Origin of the sequence: Mycobacteroides franklinii, from assembly GCF_002013895.1 — a bacterium.
Classification (GTDB): Bacteria; Actinomycetota; Actinomycetes; order Mycobacteriales; family Mycobacteriaceae; genus Mycobacterium; species Mycobacterium franklinii.
Window position 1 is genome coordinate 1 of record NZ_MAFQ01000006.1, and the last position, 23,896, is coordinate 23,896.

At 65.4% G+C, this 23,896-nt stretch carries 20 protein-coding genes and 1 pseudogene; 7 read left to right on the top strand and 14 right to left on the bottom strand.

What is annotated here, in order from left to right:
- The 7 genes and pseudogenes from B4393_RS09840 to rpmF form a co-directional block, all read right to left on the bottom strand.
- A pseudogene (locus B4393_RS09840) lies at window positions 1-126 on the bottom strand (MspA family porin); the annotation flags it as partial.
- A 304-nt stretch (window positions 127-430) separates the two neighbouring features.
- Window positions 431-634, bottom strand: coding sequence for a hypothetical protein (locus tag B4393_RS28060; protein WP_078334017.1), 204 nt, complete (start codon window positions 632-634; stop codon window positions 431-433).
- Window positions 635-638: 4 nt separating this feature from the next.
- Window positions 639-1,136, bottom strand: coding sequence for a MogA/MoaB family molybdenum cofactor biosynthesis protein (locus B4393_RS09850; RefSeq protein ID WP_070936404.1), 498 nt, complete (start codon window positions 1,134-1,136; stop codon window positions 639-641).
- A 35-nt stretch (window positions 1,137-1,171) separates the two neighbouring features.
- Window positions 1,172-2,485 carry a trypsin-like peptidase domain-containing protein gene (locus B4393_RS09855; RefSeq protein WP_078334018.1) on the bottom strand — a complete coding sequence of 438 codons (1,314 nt, stop codon included), beginning with the start codon at window positions 2,483-2,485 and terminating at the stop codon, window positions 1,172-1,174.
- A 41-nt stretch (window positions 2,486-2,526) separates the two neighbouring features.
- Window positions 2,527-4,062 carry a HAMP domain-containing sensor histidine kinase gene (locus tag B4393_RS09860; protein ID WP_078334019.1) on the bottom strand — a complete coding sequence of 512 codons (1,536 nt, stop codon included), beginning with the start codon at window positions 4,060-4,062 and terminating at the stop codon, window positions 2,527-2,529.
- Between the two features lie 32 nt (window positions 4,063-4,094).
- Complete coding sequence (locus B4393_RS09865) at window positions 4,095-4,781, bottom strand: response regulator transcription factor (protein WP_070936408.1); 687 nt, start codon at window positions 4,779-4,781, stop codon at window positions 4,095-4,097.
- A 67-nt stretch (window positions 4,782-4,848) separates the two neighbouring features.
- A complete protein-coding gene (gene rpmF, locus B4393_RS09870; protein WP_070936410.1) occupies window positions 4,849-5,022 on the bottom strand; it encodes a 50S ribosomal protein L32 in 174 nt (57 codons plus the stop codon).
- 346 nt (window positions 5,023-5,368) lie between these two features.
- Between rpmF and B4393_RS09875 the strand changes: the two genes are divergently transcribed.
- The 7 genes from B4393_RS09875 (at window position 5,369) to B4393_RS09905 (ending at window position 14,570) form a co-directional block, all read left to right on the top strand.
- Window positions 5,369-7,078, top strand: a complete 1,710-nt coding sequence (locus B4393_RS09875; protein ID WP_078334020.1) for an acyclic terpene utilization AtuA family protein — start codon at window positions 5,369-5,371, stop codon at window positions 7,076-7,078.
- A 5-nt stretch (window positions 7,079-7,083) separates the two neighbouring features.
- Window positions 7,084-8,232, top strand: a complete 1,149-nt coding sequence (locus B4393_RS09880) for an acyl-CoA dehydrogenase family protein (RefSeq protein ID WP_078334408.1) — start codon at window positions 7,084-7,086, stop codon at window positions 8,230-8,232.
- Window positions 8,229-9,824 carry an acyl-CoA carboxylase subunit beta gene (locus tag B4393_RS09885; RefSeq protein ID WP_078334021.1) on the top strand — a complete coding sequence of 532 codons (1,596 nt, stop codon included), beginning with the start codon at window positions 8,229-8,231 and terminating at the stop codon, window positions 9,822-9,824. Before B4393_RS09880 ends, B4393_RS09885 begins: the two co-directional genes overlap by 4 nt.
- A gap of 13 nt (window positions 9,825-9,837) precedes the next feature.
- On the top strand, window positions 9,838-11,877 hold the full coding sequence (locus B4393_RS09890; RefSeq protein WP_078334022.1) for an ATP-binding protein: 2,040 nt from the start codon (window positions 9,838-9,840) through the stop codon (window positions 11,875-11,877).
- Window positions 11,874-13,043, top strand: coding sequence for an acyl-CoA dehydrogenase family protein (locus B4393_RS09895; protein ID WP_078334023.1), 1,170 nt, complete (start codon window positions 11,874-11,876; stop codon window positions 13,041-13,043). Before B4393_RS09890 ends, B4393_RS09895 begins: the two co-directional genes overlap by 4 nt.
- Before the next feature lie 43 nt (window positions 13,044-13,086).
- Entirely contained in the window at window positions 13,087-13,881 is a 795-nt protein-coding gene (locus tag B4393_RS09900) for an enoyl-CoA hydratase family protein (protein ID WP_078334024.1), read from the top strand.
- Between the two features lie 86 nt (window positions 13,882-13,967).
- Window positions 13,968-14,570 (top strand): DUF1707 SHOCT-like domain-containing protein, encoded by a 603-nt coding sequence (locus B4393_RS09905; RefSeq protein WP_078334025.1) that lies wholly within the window; start codon window positions 13,968-13,970, stop codon window positions 14,568-14,570.
- Here B4393_RS09905 and B4393_RS09910 read toward each other — a convergent pair.
- From B4393_RS09910 to sfnG, 7 genes are all read right to left on the bottom strand, one after another.
- A complete protein-coding gene (locus tag B4393_RS09910; RefSeq protein ID WP_078334409.1) occupies window positions 14,524-15,759 on the bottom strand; it encodes a hypothetical protein in 1,236 nt (411 codons plus the stop codon). The genes B4393_RS09905 and B4393_RS09910 overlap by 47 nt on opposite strands.
- A gap of 310 nt (window positions 15,760-16,069) precedes the next feature.
- Window positions 16,070-17,923, bottom strand: coding sequence for an ABC transporter ATP-binding protein/permease (locus B4393_RS09915; protein WP_078334026.1), 1,854 nt, complete (start codon window positions 17,921-17,923; stop codon window positions 16,070-16,072).
- 22 nt (window positions 17,924-17,945) lie between these two features.
- A complete protein-coding gene (gene purH, locus B4393_RS09920) occupies window positions 17,946-19,526 on the bottom strand; it encodes a bifunctional phosphoribosylaminoimidazolecarboxamide formyltransferase/IMP cyclohydrolase (protein ID WP_109558330.1) in 1,581 nt (526 codons plus the stop codon).
- Window positions 19,496-20,194 (bottom strand): phosphoribosylglycinamide formyltransferase, encoded by a 699-nt coding sequence (purN, locus tag B4393_RS09925; RefSeq protein ID WP_078334028.1) that lies wholly within the window; start codon window positions 20,192-20,194, stop codon window positions 19,496-19,498. Before purN ends, purH begins: the two co-directional genes overlap by 31 nt.
- Entirely contained in the window at window positions 20,191-21,534 is a 1,344-nt protein-coding gene (locus B4393_RS09930; protein ID WP_078334029.1) for a cell division protein PerM, read from the bottom strand. Before B4393_RS09930 ends, purN begins: the two co-directional genes overlap by 4 nt.
- A gap of 26 nt (window positions 21,535-21,560) precedes the next feature.
- On the bottom strand, window positions 21,561-22,583 hold the full coding sequence (locus B4393_RS09935) for a DUF5336 domain-containing protein (protein WP_078334030.1): 1,023 nt from the start codon (window positions 22,581-22,583) through the stop codon (window positions 21,561-21,563).
- A gap of 137 nt (window positions 22,584-22,720) precedes the next feature.
- On the bottom strand, window positions 22,721-23,842 hold the full coding sequence (gene sfnG / locus B4393_RS09940; protein WP_078334031.1) for a dimethylsulfone monooxygenase SfnG: 1,122 nt from the start codon (window positions 23,840-23,842) through the stop codon (window positions 22,721-22,723).
- Window positions 23,843-23,896: the final 54 nt, after the last annotated feature.

Genomic DNA, 23,896 nt, shown 5'->3' on the forward strand with positions numbered 1-23,896 from the left:
TTCATCGTCCAGACCTGCATGCGCCGTCGCCGTCGTCGCAATGAGAGCAACAAGAGTCATGAGCAGCGCGCCGACCGCCAACACACCGCGGCGGGCCCAGCCCGATACCTTGCTCAACAGCTTCATTCTGTTCCTATCAGTCCCCTCATGGCGAACATGAGAATTTCCTAAGCGACGGACAGAAGGACGATATCGGCACGGTGACGGCGCGGCAATCTGAAGGATCATTCTGATATCGCCGACATCACCCGCCTCCAGGTAGGCCAGTGAGCCTGAAGTTAGCCAAACCCAAGGCATCGGCAAGGTTAACGATCAAGCGACCGAACGCTTTGCTGGAAAACAATGGAGAGCCCCAGGAGAACCGGCACCCCGGACGGGTATCCAGACCTTGCGACCTGCTTGGTTTACACGTCAGATATGCCGAAATACCCTAGCCATGGTGGGGTGGAACGTTATCGCACAACCACCGATCGCCCTCGCGTGTGCCACGGGAATCGTTCACGTCGCGTTCATCTGGGCCCAGCGACGGCATGGTCTGACCGAAGATCCGGTCGATGTCCGCATTGCTGACGCTTGTTCCTTCTCCGCCATTTTTGTGACGAAGGTCACAATCCGGAGTGTCCGGGCTGGACACCCGCTCAGATCTCCAGGCTGGATAGTTGCTCGATGATCTGAATTGCCATCGGCGTCACCGTTGCCATCCCATCGCGCACCGCGGCGCGGGTGCCGGCCACATTGACCACCAGGGTGCTACCCGAAATGCCCGCGACACCGCGCGACAGGCCCGCCTCGGCGACGCCCGCTGCGAGGCCGGACGACCTGATGGCCTCCGCGATGCCGAGTAACTCACGGTCAAGCAGCGGCTGTGTCGCCTCGGGGGCGACATCACGGGGCGTCACGCCGGTGCCACCGACAGTCACCACCAGGTCCACACCACCGATCACCGCGGTGTTCACCGCGTTCTGAATCTCCGAGAGGTCACCCTCGACAACCACCACACCGTCAACCACGAATCCGGCCTCCGAGAGCAACTCGGTGACGAGCGGACCGCTGGTGTCCTGATCACCATGCGCTGTTCTGTCGTTGACGATGACGACCAGAGATCGCCCCACCGGTCCCACCTCAAGCTCTGTCATGGAAGCAACGGTAACCGCTCGCAGGGACACCTGAGTCATCGGGCGACCTCACCCAGTGTCACGTCCGCGGTCTTCTCCGGTCCGCCGTTGCCGTCGGTGTACGTGAGCGTGACCTTGTCACCGGGCGCCTTGGACCGCACCGCCGCCACAAGTCCATCGGCGCTGTTCACCGGCCGGTTGTCCACCTTGGTGACGACAGCACCATTGGGTATGCCGGCCTTCTCGGCGGCGCCACCGGCGACCACTTCCACGATCCTGGCGCCCTGCGTCTCCTTGTCATTGCCTACCCGGACGCCCAGCGAGGCGTGGGTGGCGTGGCCGTTCGAGATCAGCTGATCGGCGATGCGCTTGGCCTGGTCGACCGGAATCGCAAAGCCGAGGCCGATCGATCCGCCCTGCGTCTCGCCGCTGGAGTCGCCACCCATGGTCGCGATCGCGGAGTTGATGCCGACCAGTTCGCCGTTCAGGTTGACCAGCGCGCCACCGGAGTTACCCGGGTTGATGGCGGCGTCGGTCTGAATGGCATCCAGCACGGTGTCCTGATTACCGGCCTGCCCCGCCGTGAACACCGGACGGTTCAGCGAGCTGACGATGCCCGTGGTGACCGTGCCGTCGAGGCCCAACGGGGATCCGATCGCGACAACCGACTGGCCTACAACGAGATTCGCGGATGAACCGATCGCGACGGGCGTCAGGCCCGAGGCTCCGGTGACCCGGACCACGGCGATATCGGTGGCGGGGTCGATTCCCACCACTGTGAACGGCGAGGTCTTTCCGCCCTGGATGGTGGCCGTGGTCTTGGCTCCGGGATCGCCCGCCGCTTGCACGACGTGAGCATTGGTGAGCACCAATCCGTCAGCGGATAGGACCACCCCGGAACCCTCTTCGCTGGAACGGCCCATGATTGTCTCGAGCTTGACGACGCTCGGAAGCACCTTGGCCGCAACCTGTTCCACCGATCCCGCGGGTAACGCGGCGACCGGCTGAGCGGAGGGCGCGCGCCCCGGCGCGATCGGGGTCAGCCCGCTGCTGCTGGTGACGGCGGGCGACTTGTGCTGGCGGTCGGCGACGACGGCGCCCACCGTGCCACCCAGACCACCGGAGACCAGCGCCAGAACGACGGCACCGACCACAAGTCCTCCGCCGCTTCGCCCTTTGGGCTGCGACTGATGCTGCGGCTGCTGATCCGGACGCTGCTGACTCGGCTGCTGCGAGGTGTAGCCGTATGCCTGCCCCGGGTAATGATGGCCGGACTGCGCGTGATGGGTCGGCGCCTGATGCCCATGTTGTTGCCCCGAGTAAGGGCCGGACGGCCGGTATGCCCAGCTGCCATGGGGGTCGTTAGTCATAGCTGCTTCCTCACCAGTCCTTCATAGGCGTTCGGGATCGTCTAGCTTGAGTGCCACGCTGCCGGAACGGACTGAGAATCCACTGAGATCTCCCTCGCGTTCGGCACAGACTTCCGGCGACCGGCCGTATCGCCCATGTGTGGCGCTCCGATGGGTCCGGGTCGGCCCGGCAGAAGCACGTGCATGGAGGTTCCGGGAGCCGGTTCACCGTCGATCACTGCACCGGGATCAGTCTCCTCGACCTTAATGGCGCCACCATGTTTCAGCACTACCTGCTTGACGATGGCCAACCCCAAACCGGATCCCGGCATTCCCCGTGCCGGGGTGGCCCGGTAGAACCGCTCAAAGACCAGGTCTCGTTCGGCAGGCGGGATTCCCGGGCCGCGATCAGAGATGACGAGCTCGGCATGGGCGGCGTCAACCTGGGCCAGCCGCACCGATACCGCGGTACCCGATGGGCTCCACTTGGCCGCGTTGTCCAGCAGGTTGAGAACCGCTCGCGACAATCCCGCCGCGTCGCCGTACACCTGCCAGGGCTGCAGGATGACGTCGAATTCAATATCGTTGCGGCGGCGGCGAACTCGTTCGAGCGTGCCCTCCACCACCTCGACCATATCGACCGGCTCATGCACGATATCGGCGCCGTCGCCGCGCGCTAGATCAACCAAATCGCCCACCAGCGTGGACAACTCCTCGATTTGGGCGATCACATCGCGCTGCAGCGCCTCCATCTCTTCGTCGGGCAGACGCGGGGCACCCGGCTGCATGGCGGCCATCAGGAGCTCGGTATTGGTGCGCAACGACGTGAGCGGGGTGCGCAGCTCGTGGCCCGCGTCGGTCACCAGACGCGCCTGGCGATCGCGCGATTCCGCCAGGGCGCGCAGCATCGTGTTGAAACTGATGGTGAGTCGGGCCAACTCGTCGCTGCCGGTGACCGCGATGGGGCGCAGGTCATCGGTTCTGGCCACCCGCTCGGCGGCATCGGTAAGCCTGGCCACGGGACGCAACCCGGTACCGGCCACCATGGCTCCGGCCGCGGCTGCCACCGCGACGCCCACGCCACCGACGATCAGCAGTACCCACCCCAGCCGCCGCAGCACCGTATCGGTGGGGTCGAGTGATTTGGCCATGATCAGCGTGCTGCCGTTGTCCAACCGAAGGGCAAGCACGCGTTGGTGATTCACGGTGCGCATCGACTGCTCCAGCTCGCCGCGGGTTACCGCCTGCTCCGGCGCGCCATAGGGGATGGTCTGCCCCTGCTGTGTCGCCGAGAACGTGATGAGCCCCGGGAAGATCAGCTTGGCGTTGACATCGGCCGAATACGCGGTGCCTTCGATGGCGCGGCGTGGATCCACCGACAGCAAGCCGCTGCCGATCAGCAGGTTGGCGCGATCGTTGAGCTGCTTGTCGACATCGCGGTACAACGCGGTGGATACCAGCAGGTATGACGCAACGGCCATGAGCACCACGACCATCGCCACCATGGACATGGCGAGCAGCATCACGCGCCAGCGCAACGATACCGATGAGCTGGTTGCCCGCAGCGGAGAAAATATTGCCGTGCTGGAGCCCCGCATCCGCCTCGGCATTCGTAGTGTCGCCATAAGGATTACGGAGGGGTCTCCCGCAGCACGTAGCCAACACCGCGGACGGTGTGGATGAGCCTGAGCTCTCCCTCGGCCTCGGTCTTGCGTCGCAGGTAGCCGACGTATACCTCAAGGGCGTTACCCGACGTTGGGAAGTCGAACCCCCACACCTCTTCGAGGATGCGGCTGCGCGTAAGTACCCGTCGTGGGTTGGCCATCAGCATTTCCAGCAGCGCGAATTCCGTGCGGGTCAGGCTGATCGACCGGGTGCCGCGGTGCACCTCGCGGGTGATGGGGTCCAGAGTGAGGTCACCGAAGCTGAGCGTCGCAGCGTCGGCCGACTCGTCGACGGTGGTGCGGCGCAGCAGCGCGCGCATCCGGGCCAGAAGCTCCTCCAGCGCGAAGGGCTTGGGGAGGTAGTCGTCGGCGCCCGCATCGAGTCCGGCCACGCGTTCCGAGACCGAATCGCGGGCGGTGAGGACCAGGATGGGCAGGTCGTCCCCCGTGCTGCGCAAGCGACGGCACACTTCAAGGCCGTCGAGCTTGGGCATCATCACGTCGAGCACCAACGCGTCAGGACGATCGTTGGCTATGGAGTTGAGCGCATCGACACCGTCCTCGGCGAGATCCACCGAGTACCCATTGAAGGAAAGAGATCGTCGCAACGACTCGCGCACAGCCCGGTCGTCATCGACTACAAGAATTCGCACAGGGACCAGTGTTAACCGTGCGGCTGAGATATTACTGAGGAAGCCTGAGAATCGGCTCTCTCAGTGTTCAGCGACGGTCGAGATCGATGAGCCCGAGGCGGGCAGCCTTGAGCAGACGACGGGGAACCTTGTGGTTCTGTCCGCCGACAGTGACGTTGACCAGCTCAGTGGCGGTGGCCTTCCACTGCGCGCGCCGGCTACGGGTATTGGAGCGGGACATTCTCCGCTTGGGGACGGCCATGGTCGCGCCCTCTCCTTAATTCTCAGGTTTCTGTGTCATTCGCCCGCGCCGCGCCAGCATGTTGGGCGCAGCGAGCGACAATCAGCACACGATAGCCGGTAGCGGACATGAGCTGCAAATTTGCCCCCACCGCTCCGCGCCGACACGCCGCGTGATGGCGGATTCGTATCGCATTTTCTCACCATAAGACGGCGTGTCGAGGCAACCGCCGCAGCTCGGCCAACCACTTGGTTGGACCGCTAGATTGACGTTTTGGCGGGTGAGGTAATTTGGCAGCGCACGAGCAGTCGACGCCGACCTCGAGAGGACTTCCGATGAGCCGCAAGCGCGAAGAGGATCAGGAATCGTGACTACTGCGCCGGTACGAATTGGGAACTGTTCAGGCTTCTACGGAGACCGGATATCGGCCATGCACGAGATGCTCACCGGCGGTGAGCTCGACTATCTGACCGGCGATTATCTCGCCGAGCTGACCATGCTCATCCTCGGCCGCGACCGCGCCAAGGCCCCCGAGCGCGGCTACGCCAAGACCTTCCTGCGTCAGCTCGAGCAGTGCCTGGGGCTGGCCCAGGACAAGGGTGTGCGCATCGTCGCCAACGCCGGCGGGCTCAACCCCGCCGGTCTGGCGGACGCGATCCGGGCCCTCTCCGACAAGCTGGGCATCCAGACCAACGTCGCGCATGTCGAGGGCGATGACCTCCTGGCCCGCGCCGCCGAGCTCGGGCTCGGATCGCCCCTGACCGCCAACGCCTACCTCGGCGCCTGGGGCATCGTGGAATGCCTCAACTCCGGAGCCGACGTCGTGGTCACCGGTCGGGTCACCGACGCCTCGGTGATCGTCGGCCCTGCCGCCGCGCACTTCGGCTGGCGCCGCGACGACTACGACAAGCTGGCCGGCGCGGTCGCCGCCGGGCACATCATCGAATGCGGCACTCAGGCCACCGGAGGCAATTACGCCTTCTTCACCGAAATCCCCGACCTCTCGCACGCGGGCTTCCCGCTGGCCGAGGTATATGAGGACGGATCGTCCGTGATCACCAAGCACGAGGGCACGGCCGGCGCGGTCAGCGTGGGCACCGTCACCGCGCAGCTGCTCTATGAGATCACCGGGGGCCGGTACGCGAACCCGGATGTCACCGCCCGCCTGGATACCCTGCAGCTCGACGCTGACGGTCCGGATCGTGTGCGCGTCTCGGGCGCGACGGGCGAGGCACCGCCACCGGATCTGAAGGTGTCGCTCAATGCCATCGGCGGCTTCCGCAACCAGATGACCTTCGTACTGACCGGATTGGACATCGACGCCAAGGCGGATCTGACCCGCAAGCAGCTCGAGTCCGCGCTGTCGTCCCCTCCACAGGACATCCAGTGGACGCTGGGACGCACCGATCACCCGAATGCCGACACCGAGCAGGCCGCCAGCGCGCTGCTGCACGTCATGGTGCGCGATGCCGATCCGAACAAGGTGGGCCGGCAGTTCTCCAACGCGGCGGTGGAGCTGGCGCTGGCGAGCTACCCCGGTTTCCACGTCACCACACCTCCCAAGGACGGCGAGCCGTACGGCGTGTTCACGCCCGGATACGTCCCCGCGGAAAAGGTTCCGCATGTGGCGGTACTGGCCGACGGCTCGCGGATCGATATCGCTCAGGCGTCGCGGACACAGCCGCTGGCCGACGCCCCCGCGGCGGCCCTGCCCGAACCGCTACCTGCCGGACCAGTGCGACGGGTTCCGCTGGGAACTGTCGCCGGCGCGCGCAGCGGCGACAAGGGCGGCAGCGCCAATGTCGGCGTCTGGGTGCGCACCGACGATGAATACCGCTGGCTTGCACACGCTTTGACTGTCGATGCACTACGCGAGTTGCTGCCGGAAACCGAGCAGCTGGAGGTGGCCCGCTACCTGCTGCCCAAGCTGCGGGCCGTGAACTTCGTCATCCAAGACATCCTGGGCAAGGGCGTGGCTTATCAGGCCCGATTCGACCCACAGGCCAAGGGCATTGGCGAATGGCTGCGTGCCCGCGAGATCGACATCCCCGAATCACTCCTGAAAGCGAGCAAGTGAGCGCAATGAGTTCCTGGAACACGCCCGAGCGCAAGGCACTTCGGGAGACGGTACGTGACTTCGCCGAGCGCGAGATCCTGCCGAATGCCAACGAGTGGGAGCGGGAGGGACTGCTCCCCCGCGAATTGCACCGCAAGGCGGGCGATCTGGGTCTGCTCGGACCCGGCGCACCCGAGGAAGTAGGCGGCGGTGGCGGCGACGCCATCGATCCAGTCATCGTGTGCGAGGAGCTGCACTACGCCGGTGTGCCCGGCGGCGTGTTCGCCTCCTTGTTCACTTGCGGCATCTCCACGCCACACATAATCGCTTCCGGCGACCAGCGGCTCATCGACACTTACGTGAAGCCGACGCTGGCCGGCGACCTGATCGGCTCACTGGCCATCACCGAGCCGGGCGGCGGGTCCGATGTCGGGCACCTGACGACGTCGGCCAAGCGGGACGGCGACCACTACATCGTCAACGGCGCCAAGACCTTCATCACTTCCGGTGTGCGCGCCGACTATGTGGTCACCGCGGTCCGCACCGGCGGGTCGGGCGCGGCCGGCGTCTCGCTGCTGCTGATCGACAAGGACACACCAGGATTCGAGGTGGCCCGCAAGCTCGACAAGATGGGCTGGCGCTCCTCGGATACCGCCGAGCTGTCCTTCACCGATGCGCGCGTGCCCGCCGAGAACCTGGTGGGTGGCGAGAACACCGGATTCGCACAGATCGCCGGAGCCTTCGTATCGGAGCGCATCGGCCTTGCCGCCCAGGCATATTCGAGCGCGCAGCGCTGCCTGGACCTGACCGTGGAATGGTGCCGGAATCGGGAGACATTCGGGCGGCCACTCATTTCCCGTCAGTCGGTGCAGAACACCCTGGCCGAGATGGCGCGCCGGGTCGACGTCGCACGCGTGTACACACACGCACTGGTCGACCGGGCCATCGCGGGTGAGACCAACCTGATCGCCGAGGTGTGCTTCGCCAAGAACACCGCAGTCGAGGCCGGCGAATGGGTGGCCAATCAGGGTGTCCAGTTATTCGGAGGCATGGGGTACATGACCGAGAGCGAGATCGAGCGGCAGTACCGCGATATGCGCATCATCGGGATCGGTGGCGGCACCACTGAAATCCTCACCTCGCTGGCCGCCAAGCTTCTGGGGTACCAGTCGTGACCATCCTGCGCAGCGCCGTCAACACCAACTCGCCCGAGTACCAGGCCGCGGCCGAAGCCATGGCGACCAAGCTGGCCGAGGTCAATGCCGAAACCGCCAAGGCCCTCGCCGGCGGCGGCGAGAAATACGTTGCCCGCCACCACGAACGCGGCAAGCTGCTGGCACGCGAGCGCATCGAGCTCTTGATCGACCCCGACTCGCCGTTCCTGGAGCTATGCCCGCTCGCAGCCTGGGGCAGCGATTTCACCGTCGGCGCCTCGCTGGTCACCGGTATCGGCGTGGTCGAGGGCGTCGAATGCATGATCGTAGCCAACGACCCCACCGTCAAGGGCGGCACCAGCAACCCTTGGACATTGCGTAAAGTTCTGCGGGCCAACGATATTGCCTTCAAGAATCGCTTGCCCGTGATCTCACTGGTGGAATCAGGCGGCGCGGACCTCCCCACACAGAAGGAAGTGTTCGTACCGGGCGGACAAATGTTCCGCGACCTCACGCGGCTTTCGGCCGCGGGCATACCAACGATCGCCCTGGTGTTCGGAAACTCCACGGCCGGCGGCGCCTACATCCCCGGCATGTCGGATCACGTGGTGATGATCAAGGAGCGCTCCAAGGTCTTCCTCGCCGGTCCCCCGCTGGTCAAGATGGCCACCGGTGAGGAGTCCGACGACGAATCCCTGGGCGGTGCCGAAATGCACTCCCGGGTTTCCGGTTTGGGCGACTATCTGGCGGTCGACGAGCAGGACGCGGTACGCCTCGGGCGCCAGATCGTTTCGCGCCTCAATTGGGTCAAAAAGGGACCTAAACCGGCCGCGGTGATCGAACCGCTTGCCGACCAGGATGAGCTGCTCGGCATCGTGCCGGGAGATCTGCGTATCCCGTTCGATCCGCGCGAGGTGATCGCACGCGTCGTCGACGGTTCCGAATTCGACGAGTTCAAGGAACAGTACGGGTCATCACTGGTCACCGGATGGGCACGTCTGCACGGCTACCCCATCGGCATCCTCGCCAACGCGCGGGGCGTGCTGTTCAGCGAGGAAGCTCAGAAGGCAACCCAGTTCATCCAGCTGGCCAACCAGACCAACACGCCACTTCTCTTCGTGCACAACACCACCGGATACATGGTGGGCAAGGAGTACGAAGAGGGCGGCATGATCAAGCACGGCTCGATGATGATCAATGCGGTGTCCAACTCGACGGTGCCGCATCTGTCGCTGATCGTCGGGGCTTCCTACGGTGCTGGCCACTACGGCATGTGCGGCCGCGCCTATGACCCACGATTCCTCTTCGCGTGGCCCAGCGCCAAGTCGGCGGTGATGGGCGGCACCCAGTTGGCCGGTGTCATCTCCATCGTGAGCCGTGCTGCCGCGGCGGCACGAGGTCAGGCGGTCAACGAGGACGCAGATGCCGCCATGCGGGCCGCGATCGAGGCACAGATCGAAGCCGAGTCGCTCCCCATGTTCATGTCCGGCCGCTTGTACGACGACGGGGTCATCGATCCTCGTGATACCCGTGCGGTACTCGGTATGTGCTTGTCCGCCATTGCCAATGGGCCGATCGAGGGGACGTCGAACTTCGGCGTCTTCCGGATGTGAGAGGTTGAAAACGATGCCGGAACTTTCCACGCCTTCAATCACCTCCGTTCTCGTTGCCAACCGCGGCGAGATCGCTCGTCGCGTCTTCGCCACCTGCCGCAAGCTGGGGCTCGGCACGGTTGCCGTCTACTCGGACGCCGATGCCGACAGTCCGCACGTGTCCGAGGCCGATGCCGCGGTTCATCTCCCCGGAACCTCCAGTGCCGAGACCTACCTGCGCGGCGAGCTCATCATCGCCGCGGCCAAGGCCACCGGCGCCGACGCCATCCACCCCGGTTACGGATTCCTCTCCGAGAATGCCGATTTCGCGCGGGCCGTGGCTGACGCCGGCCTCACGTGGATAGGCCCGCCGGTCGCCGCCATCGAATCGATGGGCTCCAAGATCGAGTCCAAGAAACTGATGGATTCCGCCGGTGTACCGGTGCTGGGCCAACTGGACCCGGAGACCGTCACCGCCGCTGAGCTCCCGGTACTGGTCAAGGCCTCCGCCGGTGGCGGCGGGCGTGGCATGCGGATTGTTTCCGAGCTCGACAAACTCCCTGCGGAAATCGCTGCCGCACAACGGGAAGCGCAGTCGGCATTCGGTGATCCGACCGTCTTTTGTGAGCGCTACCTGGGTACCGGCCGGCACATCGAAGTACAGGTGATGGCCGACACCCATGGCACCGTGTGGGCCGTGGGTGAGCGTGAATGTTCCATCCAGCGCCGTCATCAGAAGGTCATCGAAGAGGCACCCTCGCCACTGGTGAACCGGGTCGACGGCATGCGCGAGCGGCTCTACGAGGCGTCCCGCACCGCCGCGACGGCCATCGGATATGCCGGCGCCGGAACCATGGAGTTCCTGGCCACCGAGGACGGTGAATTCTTCTTCCTTGAGATGAATACCCGTCTGCAAGTGGAGCATCCCGTCACCGAGTGCACCACCGGTCTGGACTTGGTGGCTTTGCAGATCCAGGTGGCAGACGGCGCCAGGTTGCCCGCCGAACCGCCTGCCATCCAGGGCCATTCGATCGAGGCGCGCCTGTACGCGGAGAACCCCGCGGCCGGGTGGCAGCCGCAAAGTGGCACCGTGCGGCGCTTCGACATACCGGGGTCCGCCGCGGAATTCCACGTCCCCGGGCACCCCGGGCGTAACGGGATCCGCCTGGACTCGACCATCGTCGACGGCAGCGTGGTGTCGGTGCATTACGACCCGATGCTCGCCAAGGTGATCACGGTCGCACCGACCCGCACCGAGGCCGCGCGGTTGTTGGCGTCGACGCTGGAACGCGCCCGCATTCATGGGCTGACCACCAACCGCGACCTGCTGGTCAACGTATTGCGCCATCCGGCGTTCCTGGATGGCGATACCGATACCTCGTTCCTGGACAAACACGGCCTGGACACGCTGGCCAAACCTCTGGCTGACGAAGCGGCGCACCAGTATTCGGCCCTCGCCGCCGCCCTGGCCGATGCCGCCGCGAACCGCGCTTCGGCGGTGGCCTGCGCCGCGGTTCCGAGTGGCTGGCGCAACCTGCGGGGCCCGTCGTCGGGATTCCAGAGCAAGGAGTTCACCGCGGGCGAGAGCACCATCGGCGTCCGGTACCGGCTGACCCGCACCGGCCTGGAACTCGACAGCACAGCCGACACTGCGTGGCCCGCTATCGAACTGGTCTCGGCAACACCGGAACACGTGGCACTCGTGATCGACGGTGTCCGCCGAGGGTTCGATATCGCGAACTACGGAGATTCCGTCGACATCGACTCGCCGCTCGGTCCGGTGGCACTGACTGTGGTGCCCCGGTTTACCGACCCCAGCACCGAAGTGGCGGCAGGCTCACTCATCGCACCGATGCCCGGTGTCGTGCTGCGTCTCGGCGCCGCCGTGGGTGACACCGTGACCGCGGGGACGCCCATCGTCTGGCTGGAGGCCATGAAGATGGAGCACACCATCGCTGCCCCCGCCGACGGCGTCATCGAGATCCTCAATGTCGAACCCGGACAACAAGTAGAGCTCGGCACCGTACTTGCCCAGCTGACCGCTGATGCCAACACAGAAGGAGAGCCAACATGACCCCTCTCAACCCCTACGTCGAATCCGATGAGCGCAAGGCCCTGCGGCAAGCGGTGGCTTCACTGGCCTCCAGCTACGGCCACGAGTACTACCTGGAGAAGGCGAAGACCCACACTCCCCTCACCGAATTGTGGAACGAGGCAGGCAAGCTCGGCTTCCTGGGCGTCAATATCCCCGAGGAGTACGGCGGCGGCGGTGCCGGCATGTACGAGCTGTCGCTGGTGTTCGAGGAACTCTCGGCGGCAGGATGTGCGCTGCTGATGATGGTCGTATCCCCCGCCATCAATGCCACCATCATCGCCCGATACGGCACCGATGAGCAGAAGAAGAACTGGCTCCCGGCCATGGCCGACGGCACCTTCACCATGGCCTTCGCCATCACCGAGCCCGATGCCGGATCCAATTCGCACAACATCGTCACCACCGCCAAGCGCGATGGCGGCGACTGGATCCTCAACGGGCGCAAGGTCTTCATCTCCGGCGTCAACGAGGCCAAGGCCGTCCTCGTGGTGGCCCGCACCGAGGAGGCGAAGACCGGCAAGCTCAAGCCCGCGCTCTTCGTGGTGCCCACCGACACCAAGGGCTTCGAGTACACCCCCATCGACATGCAGCTGACACTGGCCGAACAGCAGTTCCAGGTGTTCCTTGATGATGTGCGCGTGCCCGCCAACGCCCTCGTCGGATCCGAGGACGCCGCGCTCATGCAGCTGTTCGCCGGCCTGAACCCGGAACGAATCATGGGTGCTGCCAGTGGCGTTGGCCTGACCCGGCTGGCACTCGGCAAGGCTACCGAGTACGTGAAGACCCGCCAGGTGTGGAAGACACCCATCGGTGCACACCAGGCCATCGCGCACCCGCTGGCCGAGATCAAGGTCGAGCTGGAGCTGGCCAAGCTCATGATGCAGAAGGCCGCCACGCTGTACGACTGTGGCGACGACTGGGGTGCCGCGGAGGCCGCCAACATGGCCAAGTACGCCGCCGCCGATGTGGCCTGCCGCGCCGCGGACCGTGCCGTGCAATCCCTAGGTGGCAACGGTTTGACGACCGAGTACGGGGTGGCCCCGCTGCTGAATCTGTCCCGTTTCGGGCGTATCGCCCCGGTGAGCCGGGAGATGATCCTCAACTTCGTCGCGCAGACATCCCTCGGCCTGCCTCGTTCGTACTGATCCACACATTCGTACTGATCCACACAAAGGAAAGGTCCGCCGAATGGCGAAAGAATCCGAGACCCTGGTCCAGTACGAGGTAGAGGGCCGCGCCGCCCGCCTGACGCTCGACTCGCCGCATAACCGTAATGCGTTGTCCAGCGGGCTGGTACGGCAGTTGCGGGAGGGATTGCAGCGCGCCGCCGCCGATCAGACCGTGCGGACCGTGGTGCTCACCCATACCGGCAACACGTTCTGCGCCGGCGCCGATCTCTCTGAGGCATCGGAAGGTTCGGCCGATCCGCAGGACATCGCCAAGGATCGGGCCGGGCAACTCACCGCGCTGCTGCGCGACATCCTGGAGCTGTCTCTGCCCGTCATCATCGCCGTCAACGGCCATGTGCGGGCCGGCGGCTTCGGCCTGGTGGGCGCCGCGGATATCGCGGTGGCGGGACCGGACAGCACCTTCGCCCTCACCGAGGCACGCATTGGGGTAGCGCCGTCGATCATCTCGCTGACGCTGCTGCCCCGGCTCACCGGCCGCGCGGCCGGACGCTACTTCGTCACCGGCGAGAAGTTCGACGCGCGGGTGGCCGCGGAGATCGGTTTGGTGACAAAGTCCGTCGACAGCGCCGAAGCTGTCGAGGCAGCGGTCACGTCGTTGGTGGATGACATCGCGCTCGGCTCGCCGCAGGGGCTGGCCGAGTCCAAGAGACTGACGACCGCGCCGATCCTCGCGGATTTCGACGCTCGTGCAGTCGAGTTGACGGAAACCTCGGCTCGTTTGTTCGTATCTGCCGAGGCGCAGGAGGGCATGTTGGCGTTCCTGCAGAAGCGGCCTCCTGCCTGGCAGGTGTGAACCAGACGTCACTACGGATGTAGTGCGCTGAGCAACACGATTGAACGGCGTGCCTTTATGCGCCGTTCGTCGTAGGCTCGGCGGTGATGAGCAACCTCCCTGAGCGGGTGACCGCATCGATGCGGGCCGCAGACGCCGATCGCATGCGTGTGGCGCAGCTGTTATCCGACGCTGCCGCGCAGGGTCGGCTAGAACTCTCGGAGTTTGAGGAGCGGCTCGCCAAGGTGTACTCGGCAAACACCTATGGTGAGCTTGATCAGCTCAGCGCGGACCTTCCCGCCGTCGCCACTTCCCCAGTTCGGGGTCAAGGCAGCAAGCCAGCGCCCTCGACGGTGCTGATGGCCATCATGAGCGGATTCGAACGGCGCGGCCGGTGGAATGTTCCCGGCAAGCTCACCTCCTTCGCGCTGTGGGGTGGCGGTGTGCTGGATCTGCGCTACGCCGATTTCACCTCCAACGAGGTGGAGATCCGCTCCTTCTCCATCATGGGCGGGCAGACGATCCTGCTGCCGCCGGAGCTCAACGTGGACGTCACGGGCATCGCGGTGATGGGCGGCTTTGATCACTCGGCGAGCGGCGTTGGTGTGCAGGGCGCCCCGCACGTGACCGTCAAGGGCTTCTCGCTATGGGGTGGCGTGAACGTCAAGCGGAAGCGGCGCAAGCGGCGCGAGTCGCTGGAAGAGCGCTAACAAGATCGAGAGCGCCGAACCGCCACAGCGCGTTCACCACCTGGCGCCGGCGATCGACATCCAGTTCGGCCGCAAGAACGGCGTCAAGATCGTTCAGGGTGAACTCGCCGGTGAATGCTAGAAGTTCATCAAGATTCACGACGCCGCCGAAGGCGATATCCCGGCCACGGGCCACGAGGTGGGTTCGGTCCGTGCCGACGACACACTCCACCACGCCCGGGTAGGCCCAGCCGTACGCGGCATCAACGGGAGCGTCGCCGGTTCTCAACGCTGCCACCTTCGGCGCGCGCAGATACCCAGCGGTGCGCTGTTTGGCCGCCGCGAGTGCCATGGTCGCCGGTAATTCCGATAGCGCCTCGGGGATCTGGAGGGTCTCCAGCACCAGCCGCTGCACATCGTCGAAGCTAGCTGGCTCGCCCGCCGCGTCGAGCCGGGCACCGAAATGGTCGATCAGCAAGTCCGCGAATGATTTTCGGATATCGGGCGGAAAGAGCGTGACCCCCAGGAACACCGAGGGGCCCGTGTTGCGGAACAGGTGGTAGCGCCCTCGCGGAATGCACACGAAGTCACCCGGACGCAAGACGTAGTGGCTGGCTCCGGGCAGGAGGCGATCGAAGTCGAATGACACCTTGCCCAGCGACGGGTTCTCGAACAACTGGTGTGGGTCGATGCCATCCGCGGGCCATACCCAGAGTTCCTTGTGGCCGGGGCCCAGATGGAAGATCAGTGACGGCTCGTCGTCCTTGTGTATTCCGAACGGCGTCCACTCCACATCGGCGATAAAGGTGTAGATATCCGCGCCGGACACCAGATCTCGGTCGGGCGTGAGGCTGCGCACCACGGACCGCGCGAGTGCGGCAAGGCCCAGGTCCCACGAGGAGACATCGTTGATGGCGACGCACGCGGGACGGCTGTCAGCGGAGTCGGCGAGCCACTCGGTCAATGACTGATCGTCTCGCGGCGGGGTACGCGAGAGGTTCTCGGTAAGCCTGAAATCGAACTCGCTACCCCGGAATCCGCGTAGCCGCAATCCTTTTGCGCCGCTGGTGGTCGCTGTAGCCACTGCCGCCGTGATTCGTTCGGTGATTCCCCGGGGAGCCGCAACCAGCGCGGGCAGGAAGACCGTTTCCTCGTAACGAGGGGCATGGTCAGCGACGAACTGACGCCAACGCGGGTCCTGGACGAACACTATTTCGCCTCCATGCTTGCGACGAGGGGCGGGCGGCCAATGGGTCGACCACCCGCCCTCGGCATCCACTCTTAGTGGCTGGCAACCATTTCCGTCGCAGTGACGATTTCATCGTCCTCAACAACGATCTCTACAGCGATGTCGCGCATGGCGGTTCCTTTCGTGTGACGGTTTACTGCCAACTGAACAGAACACCGCGGGGACATCCGTCGCGTGGAGCCACCGCGGCTGACACACGCCCAGCCCGCGGGCGCCGTCACTAGATCAGTCGCACGGGCGTAGCCAAAAGTTCCCGCAGTATCTGCCCTTGTTAACCGGGAAGCGCGACGAGCTCCCAGTCGCCGTTCCCGGTCAACTCCAACCGTGACTGGTGGTGGTGGTCGATCGTCGACCGATGGCCGACGCTGACCACGACACATTCGGGTAGCCGTTCGCGCACCAGCGCGTACATCGCGTCCTCGAGCCCCTCGTCCAGAGCCGAGGTGGACTCGTCGAGGAACACCACCTTCGGCCGCACCAACAGCACCCGCACGAAGGACACCCGCTGCTGCTCCCCCGGTGAGAGCACGGCGGCCCAATCGGCCTCCTCATCCAGCCGTTCGGTGAGATGCCCCAGGGCTACGTCCCGCAGCGCCTGCTTCAGCTCGTCATCCGAAACTTCCTCCACCGGCAGCGGATAGACGACAGTCTCGCGCAGGTTGCCCAACGGTAGATAGGGCAGCTGGGGCAAGAACAGGGTGGCCCACCCGTCGGGCCGGGCCACCAACCCCGAGGTCTGCGGCCACAACTGCGCCAGGCTGCGTAGCAGGGTGGTCTTCCCGCATCCCGACGGGCCCTTCACCACAACGCTGCCGCCCGCGGTCAGCGTCAGATTCAGGTCGGCGATCATGTCGCGCCCCTGCAGGTCCAGAACCTGTACGTCGGAGAGAGTCAGGCCGTCGTCTGCATCGGCCACGTCGATGCGCGGCAACTCCCGTGCGCGATGGTCGCTGTCCAGCATCTGGTCGATACGCAACAGCGCGGCCCGATACACGGTGAACTCGTCATAGGCATCCCTGAAGAAGGACATTGCGCCACAAACATTTCCGAACGCCGCCACCGTCTGCAACAGATCGCCGACCTTGATCTGCCCGGCGAAGAATCGAGGCGCTTGCACCGCGTAGGGAATCATCCCGGTGGTCACATCGCCGACGCCCCGGTTCCACCCGTTGAGCCGCAGCTGCGCGAAGACAATGCGCCACATGTTCGCGATGATCTCGTTGAAACGCGAATGCAGCAGCCGGCGTTCGCGCTCGCCACCGCGGTAGAACGCCACCCGCTCGGCACTATCGCGCAGCCGCACCAACGCATAGCGAAAACTCGCGCTGAATCGCTCGTTCAAGAAGTTCAACCGGACCAGCGGGCGCCCGATCCAGAACGCGATCACGGTCACCGCGATCGAGAAGACGAACGCGATGAACACCATGGCCCGTGGAATCTCGAAGTCTCCCAGCAGCAGCGGCCCGGACAGCTGCCACAACACCCCGGTGAACATGACGATCAGCAGCGTCTTGTTTACCGCACCGAGCGTCAGGTCCACCGACTTCGTGGTGTGCGTCTCGATATCGATCTGGATACGTTGGTCCGGGTTCTCCACCGGGGTATCGAGAAATCGATTGCGGTAGAAGGCATCCTTGCTCATCCAGTCGTCGACGAGACGCGTGTTGAGCCATACCCGCCATCTGATGGCGAAGACTCGCCGTAGGAACAGATCCACCACCGTGTACGTCACGGTCAGGACTACCAGCACCCCGCTGATCGCGAACGAGGTGAAGAAGGCGTGACGCGCATCGGCCAGCAGCGCGGAATCATGCGTGACCAGCGCCTCCGAACCAACCTGCAGCGCATTCATCAGGTCCTTGTACTGGTACGTGAAGATGACCGTCACGCGCGCCATGTACACGGTGTGCCACATCATGAACGCCAACAGCGCCCAGGTGCGCCAGGTCTCGCGCCCCCAGAAGAAGGGCACGTTGACCCGCCAGAACTGTTGTCCCCATTGGGTGAAGCGGGCGATGACGAAGGCCACCACAAGGAAGACCACCATGGTGATCACCCAGGCCTGCAGCGTCCACACCAGCGAGCGCAGTGGCTCGCCCGGCCAATCCAAACTGGGCTGAACCATTGGCTCCCCTATTTATTGCGCTCTAGTGGGCAAAGTGGCGTGCTCCGGTGGTGTACAACGTGATTCCCGCGGCCTTGGCGGCATCGGTCACCAACTCGTCGCGCATCGAACCGCCCGGGTGAACAATCGCGCGCACCCCGGCCTGCGTCAGCACCTCCAGGCCGTCGGGGAACGGGAAGAACGCATCCGAGGCCGCTACCGCACCGGTAACCCGATCCCCGCCGCGAGACACCGCCAGCCGTGCCGCATCGACCCGGTTGACCTGCCCCATGCCCACGCCGATGGTGGCGCCGCCGGTGGCGATGACGATCGCGTTGGACTTGACCGCCCGTCCCACCTTCCATGCAAACACCAAGTCCGCCAAGGTATCCGCATCGGCAGCGGCACCCGCCACCAGCGTCCAGTTGGCCGGATTGTCGCCCTCTGCGTGGAGCGCATCGCGCTCCTGCACCAGCAGGCCACCGCTGATCTGACGCCACTCGGTGCATCCGGATTGCGGCTCGGCCGCCCGCAGCAGACGCACGTTCTTCTTGCGGCTGAGCACCTCGACGGCACCGTCCGCATATCCCGGGGCGACGATCACCTCGGTGAAGATGTCGGCGACCCGCTCGGCCATCTCCACGCTCACCTCGCGGTTGACGGCGATCACACCGCCGAACGCACTCAACGGATCACACTCGTGGGCCTTGAGGTGCGCGTCGGCAATCGAGAGATCCGATACCGCGATACCGCACGGGTTGGCGTGCTTGATGATGGCCGCGCATGCCTTTTCCTGATCCCACGCGGCGCGCCACGCGGCGTCGGCATCCGTGTAGTTGTTGTACGACATCTCTTTTCCGTGCAACTGCTCGGCCTGCGCCAGGCCATGCCCCGCGGCACCCACATACAGCGCCGCCTGCTGGTGCGGGTTCTCGCCGTAGCGCAGCACCGCCGAACGATTCCACGTCCCGCCGATCCACGAGGGCAGCGCCGCATCCTCGGGTTCCGCGACACCGGACAACCAACCGGCGACGGCCACGTCATATTCGGCGGTGTGCCGGAATGCCTTGGCTGCCAGCACTTTCCGTGCCTCCAAGGTGAATCCCCCGGCGCCGACGGCGGTAAGCACCTCACCGTATGACGCAGGGTCGACGACAACGGCCACACTCGGATGGTTCTTGGCCGCGGCGCGCACCATAGAGGGTCCGCCGATGTCGATCTGCTCGACGCATTCGTCCTCGGAGGCACCCGAAGCCACCGTCGCGGCGAACGGGTAGAGGTTGACCACCACCAGTTCGAAGCCCTTGACACCCAACTCCTCAAGTTGGGTGAGGTGCTCCTCGCGGCGGGTATCGGCCAGCACGCCGGCGTGCACGTGTGGGTGCAAGGTCTTTACCCGACCGTCCAGCACCTCCGGAAACCCGGTGACCTCTTCCACCGGCGTCACCGGAATTGAGGCAGCTGCAATAGTTTTCGCAGTGGATCCGGTGGATACCAGTTCCACACCCGCGGCGTGGAGCCCGCTGGCGAGCTCTTCCAGTCCGGTCTTGTCGTAGACGCTGATCAATGCCCGACGTACGGGACGCTGCGTACTCACTTGATGGAGGCCCTTCTTCCGTTCCATGTCAAACCTCTGGTGGCGACCGCGGCCAGCACATCTACCAGCAGCGCCCGTTCCACCACCTTGATGCGTTCATGCAGGCTCGCCTCGTCATCATCCTCGTGCACGGGGACGGGCTGCTGAGCGAGAATCGGCCCGGTGTCCATCCCGGCATCGACCAGATGCACGGTGCAACCGGTGACCTTGACCCCGTGAGCCAATGCCTCCGGCACGGCGTGCGCGCCGGGAAAAGATGGCAGCAGCGCGGGGTGGGTATTGATCACCCGGCCCAGGAACTGCGAAAGAAACCGTGGTCCAAGTATTTTCATGAATCCGGCGGACACCACGAGGTCCGGCCGGTGCACAGCGGTCGCCTCGGTGATCGCGGCGTCCCATTGTTCGCGAGACTCGTAATCTGCAAGTCGCGCCGTGTAGCTGGGGAGCTCGGCGCCGGTGGCGATGTCGAGGGCGGCGCATTCCCGGTCGGTGCCCACCGCGACAATCCGCGCGGGGAAATCGCCCGCGGCCGCGTCAAGAAGCGAACGCAGCAGGGTGCCGGTACCGGAAGCCAGAACCACGACCCGCGCAGGGGCAGATGGCGCGATCTCGACCGACTGACCGGGCGTCGATGAGCCACTCGCGCGAAGAGGATCGGGTTCCGACACGCCGCTGAGCGTAGCCGGGCTGGTCACTTGGCTGTTTCCGGAGGGTCGCTGGGCTCGATCTCGGAGTCGCCCGTCGTCTCCGATTCGGGCTCGGGCTCGGGCTCGGAATCCAATTCCGGCTCCGCATCAATCTCCGGTTCCGGTTCCGGTTCCGTCTCCGGTTCTGGTTCTGGTTCCATTGCCGGTTCGGGCTCCGAGTCGGGTTCGGGTTCTGGTGCGAGCCGCGCCCTGGCGGGCAACCGGGTCGCCCCGCCCAGCATGAACACCGTCAACAGGCCGATGACCAAGAACCAGAAAAACACTCCGGGGCCGAACGTGCCCTGGTCGATCCCCAGTCGCCCGAAGTTCCCCAACTGTCCGCCGGCGAGCTTTCCGAGAATCGCCAGGAAGGTTGCCGCGAGCAGCGCCGCCGTCACCACCTTGTGGATCGCGGTGGGCCACGGCGCGGGGCGGCGTGCGCACTGTTGGCCGACGGCCACCCCGGATACCGCACCGATGATCATCAGCGCCACCCAGGCCGGACCAAGCGGTGGCGTGGGGACCGCTGCCAGGATCGGTACCGCCGGCAGCTGGCCGCCGAACACCGCGAACGCGCTGAAGGTCGCGGTGCCCACGTGTGCGCTGGATCCGACCGCCAGCGCACAGGACCCGAGAATCACGTTGGGCGCGTAGAGGATCGCCAGCAGCGTCAGGCTCAGCTGGCCCACGAAATCGTTGGTGACCGAGTACAGCTGATCCATCGTCGCCCAATGCACCACCAGTGACCCGGCCGTAACGGCCGCCGACAGCCCGAACAGCGCAAGCACACCCGCGACTGCGCCGCGGGCGGCCTCGATCGGCCAGGCCGGCAGCTGTAGCACGAGCGCAAGCCGCCTGCCGACTCGCGTCACGACGCCGGCAATGGCCCCCGCCGAGTGCACGCCGAGGACGGAGCCGAAGGCGCGCAAGGCGTTCGGCGATTGCAGCTGCGTCAGCACCGTCGACGCGTCGTGGATGATCGCCAGCGATATCGCCGTCATGAGCAGGGGTCCGGCGAGCGCCGAGGCGATCACCCACCGAATCACGTACCAGGACGCGGTCGGGGCGATGGTCGAGGCCACGGTCCGGGCGACGCCCCACACCATCGCCGCGGTCGGCAATAACGGCAGCACCTCGATGACTCGCCCACCGATGGAGATCGGTACCAGGTGCGTGCCCAGCCACATGCTGGCCACCGCACCGAACGTCCCGGTCATATCGCTGTTGGCGATCACCAACTGCACCAAGACGATTGCCGCAATGATGACCAACGCAACTGCTGACGGGCCGAAGGCAACCGTCAGCAGTGCGCGAGCCTGTGCGGGATTGGCGCGCGAGGTTTGATTCACGCGCCGATCACGGCAGTAAACACCGTCTAGTTAGAGGGACGCGAGGTGCCGAACAGGTCGTCACCGCTGGCAGGAGCGGAACCGCCGCCGGCACCCGTGCCGCCCTGCTGCTCACCACCGGCAGCCTGACCGCTGGTTCCACCGAAGGTGGGGTACTGCTGGGTCGGCTGCGAAGAGGCGGCCTGCTGGGCCGGCTGTGCGGACGGAGGCGTGAAGCCCGTGCTGCTGAATCCCTGCGGCGGGGTCGGGGGCGCTGACTGCGGCGGCTGCTGCTGGCCGTAGCCGCCGTACGACGGCGGGGCGGCGGGAGCCGCCTGCTGCTGGCCGTAGCCGGGAGCTGCCTGAGCGCCGCTCTGACCGTAGCCCTGGGCGGCCGGCTGCTGTCCGTAGCCGGGCTGCTGGCCGTATGCCTGCGCCTGACCGTAGCCCTGCGGCTGGCCTTGCTTGGGCTGCTGCGGCTGCTGCTGTGCCGGGGTGTAGTAGCTCTGCTGCGGCTGGTACTGGTTGCCAAACGGGTTGGTCGCCGGCGAAACAGCCTTGGCCTTGATGACGCCGACCTCGCTGAGCAAGGAGTACACCGACACCGCGGCCTGCAGGCCGGACACCACGGCGAGCGTGATCAGGCCCCACCCGATGCCGACCTCACCGACGGCAGCCGCGAACGGGTTGCCGAACAGTCCGCCGAGCACAAAGAGGAATCCGACGATCGACAGGATCGCGACAGGCGCCTGCTTGTCGTCCTTGCCGGACAGCAGCGAGACACCCGCGGTCAGACCGGCGATCAGCAGGGCGAACTGAGCGAAGCCGAAGACCGGAGACAGGGCCAGAAGGTCGAACCCGCCGAAGCTGCCCGACGTTCCGGAGCTGGCCTTTCCGGTGTAGAACGGCCCAAAGCCGGCGATGAAGCCGATCAGGCTCAGCACCAGGACACCACCGGGCAGGTAAACCCCCAGCGCGCCGGTGTTGGGCTCGGCCGCAAAAGACGGGGTGCCGTACGGGTTGGACGGCTGCGCGGGCTGGTATCCGGGCCCACCGGTCGAATACGTCATTACATCTCCTACGTCACGGTTTCGGTCGTGGTCTCGGGGTAGATCGCCTCCACGCTACTGCACGTCCATCCCCGCAGGGGCGGAGACAAGCCGAAGACAAGCCGCGGCCAGGCCAGAGGCGGCAGCGGCAGCATCGGTTAGCTCAAAACCGGCACTCGGTATTCGCTGAGCGTTTCCTGAGAGTCGGCGGCCTCAATCTCGCGGACCAGTGGCAGCACCTTCGCACCGAAGTATTCGACCTCCTCCTGGAAGTGCAGGAAGCCGCCCAGGATCAGGTCCACTCCCCTGCGCCGGTACGCGGCGATCCGCTCGGCGATCTGCTCGGGAGTACCGATGAGCTGAGTGCGGAATCCGTCGTTGTATTGGACAAGGTCTTCGAACGACGAATCGGCCCACATTCCCTTCTTGTCGCCGGTAGCCGAACCCGCCTGCTGCACCGCCGAGCGGAAGCCTTCGACGGCGGGACGATTGGCCTTCGCGACGATTTCCCGCAGCACCTCACGTGCTTCAGCCTCGGTGTCCCTGGCGATGATGAAACCGTTGAGCCCGATGCTGACCTCGCGGTCCACGGTCCGCGCATGATCCCGGACCTCCACGATCTGGTCGGTGATACCGGTGAAGTCCTTACCGTTGGAGAAGTACCAGTCGGAGTAGAGGCCTCCGTTGCGCCGGGCCGCTGTGGAGTTGCCGCCCTGAAACAACTCGGGCGTGTGAATCGGCTTCGGTTTCAACGTGAAGTCGTGGATGCGGTAGAAGTCACCCCGGAAATCGACGTCATCCTCGGTCCAGATCTTGCGCAGCACCTGGAGGAATTCGGCGCTGCGCCGGTACCGCTCGTCATGCTCCAGCCAGGGTTCGCCCAGGTGTGTGAATTCGTCCTTGAACCATCCGGAGACCACGTTGACGGCGAAGCGGCCGCCCGAGAGATGGTCGGCGGTGGCACCCAGCTTGGCGAGCACACCCGGCTGCCACAGCCCGGGATGGACGGCGGCGATCACCTTGAGCCGCTCGGTGGCCAGTAACAAAGCCAGCGAAAAGCTGGTGGATTCGTGCTGGTATTCGGCACCGTAACTCGCCTCGTAGCGCACCTGGGTAAGCGCGTATTCGAAGCCGTTGTTCTCGGCCGTGCGCGCCAGGGTGACGTTGTAGTCGTAGCCCCAGTCCGTGCGCTGCTCGATGGTGCTGGTAACCAGCCCGCCGCTGACGTTGGGGACCCAGTAGGCGAATTTGACGTGGTCGGCGATCCGTTCGGTCGTCATAGGGGTATGCAAACAGCGAACCCACGGGACGGTCATCCGTCTGACTCACCGTGA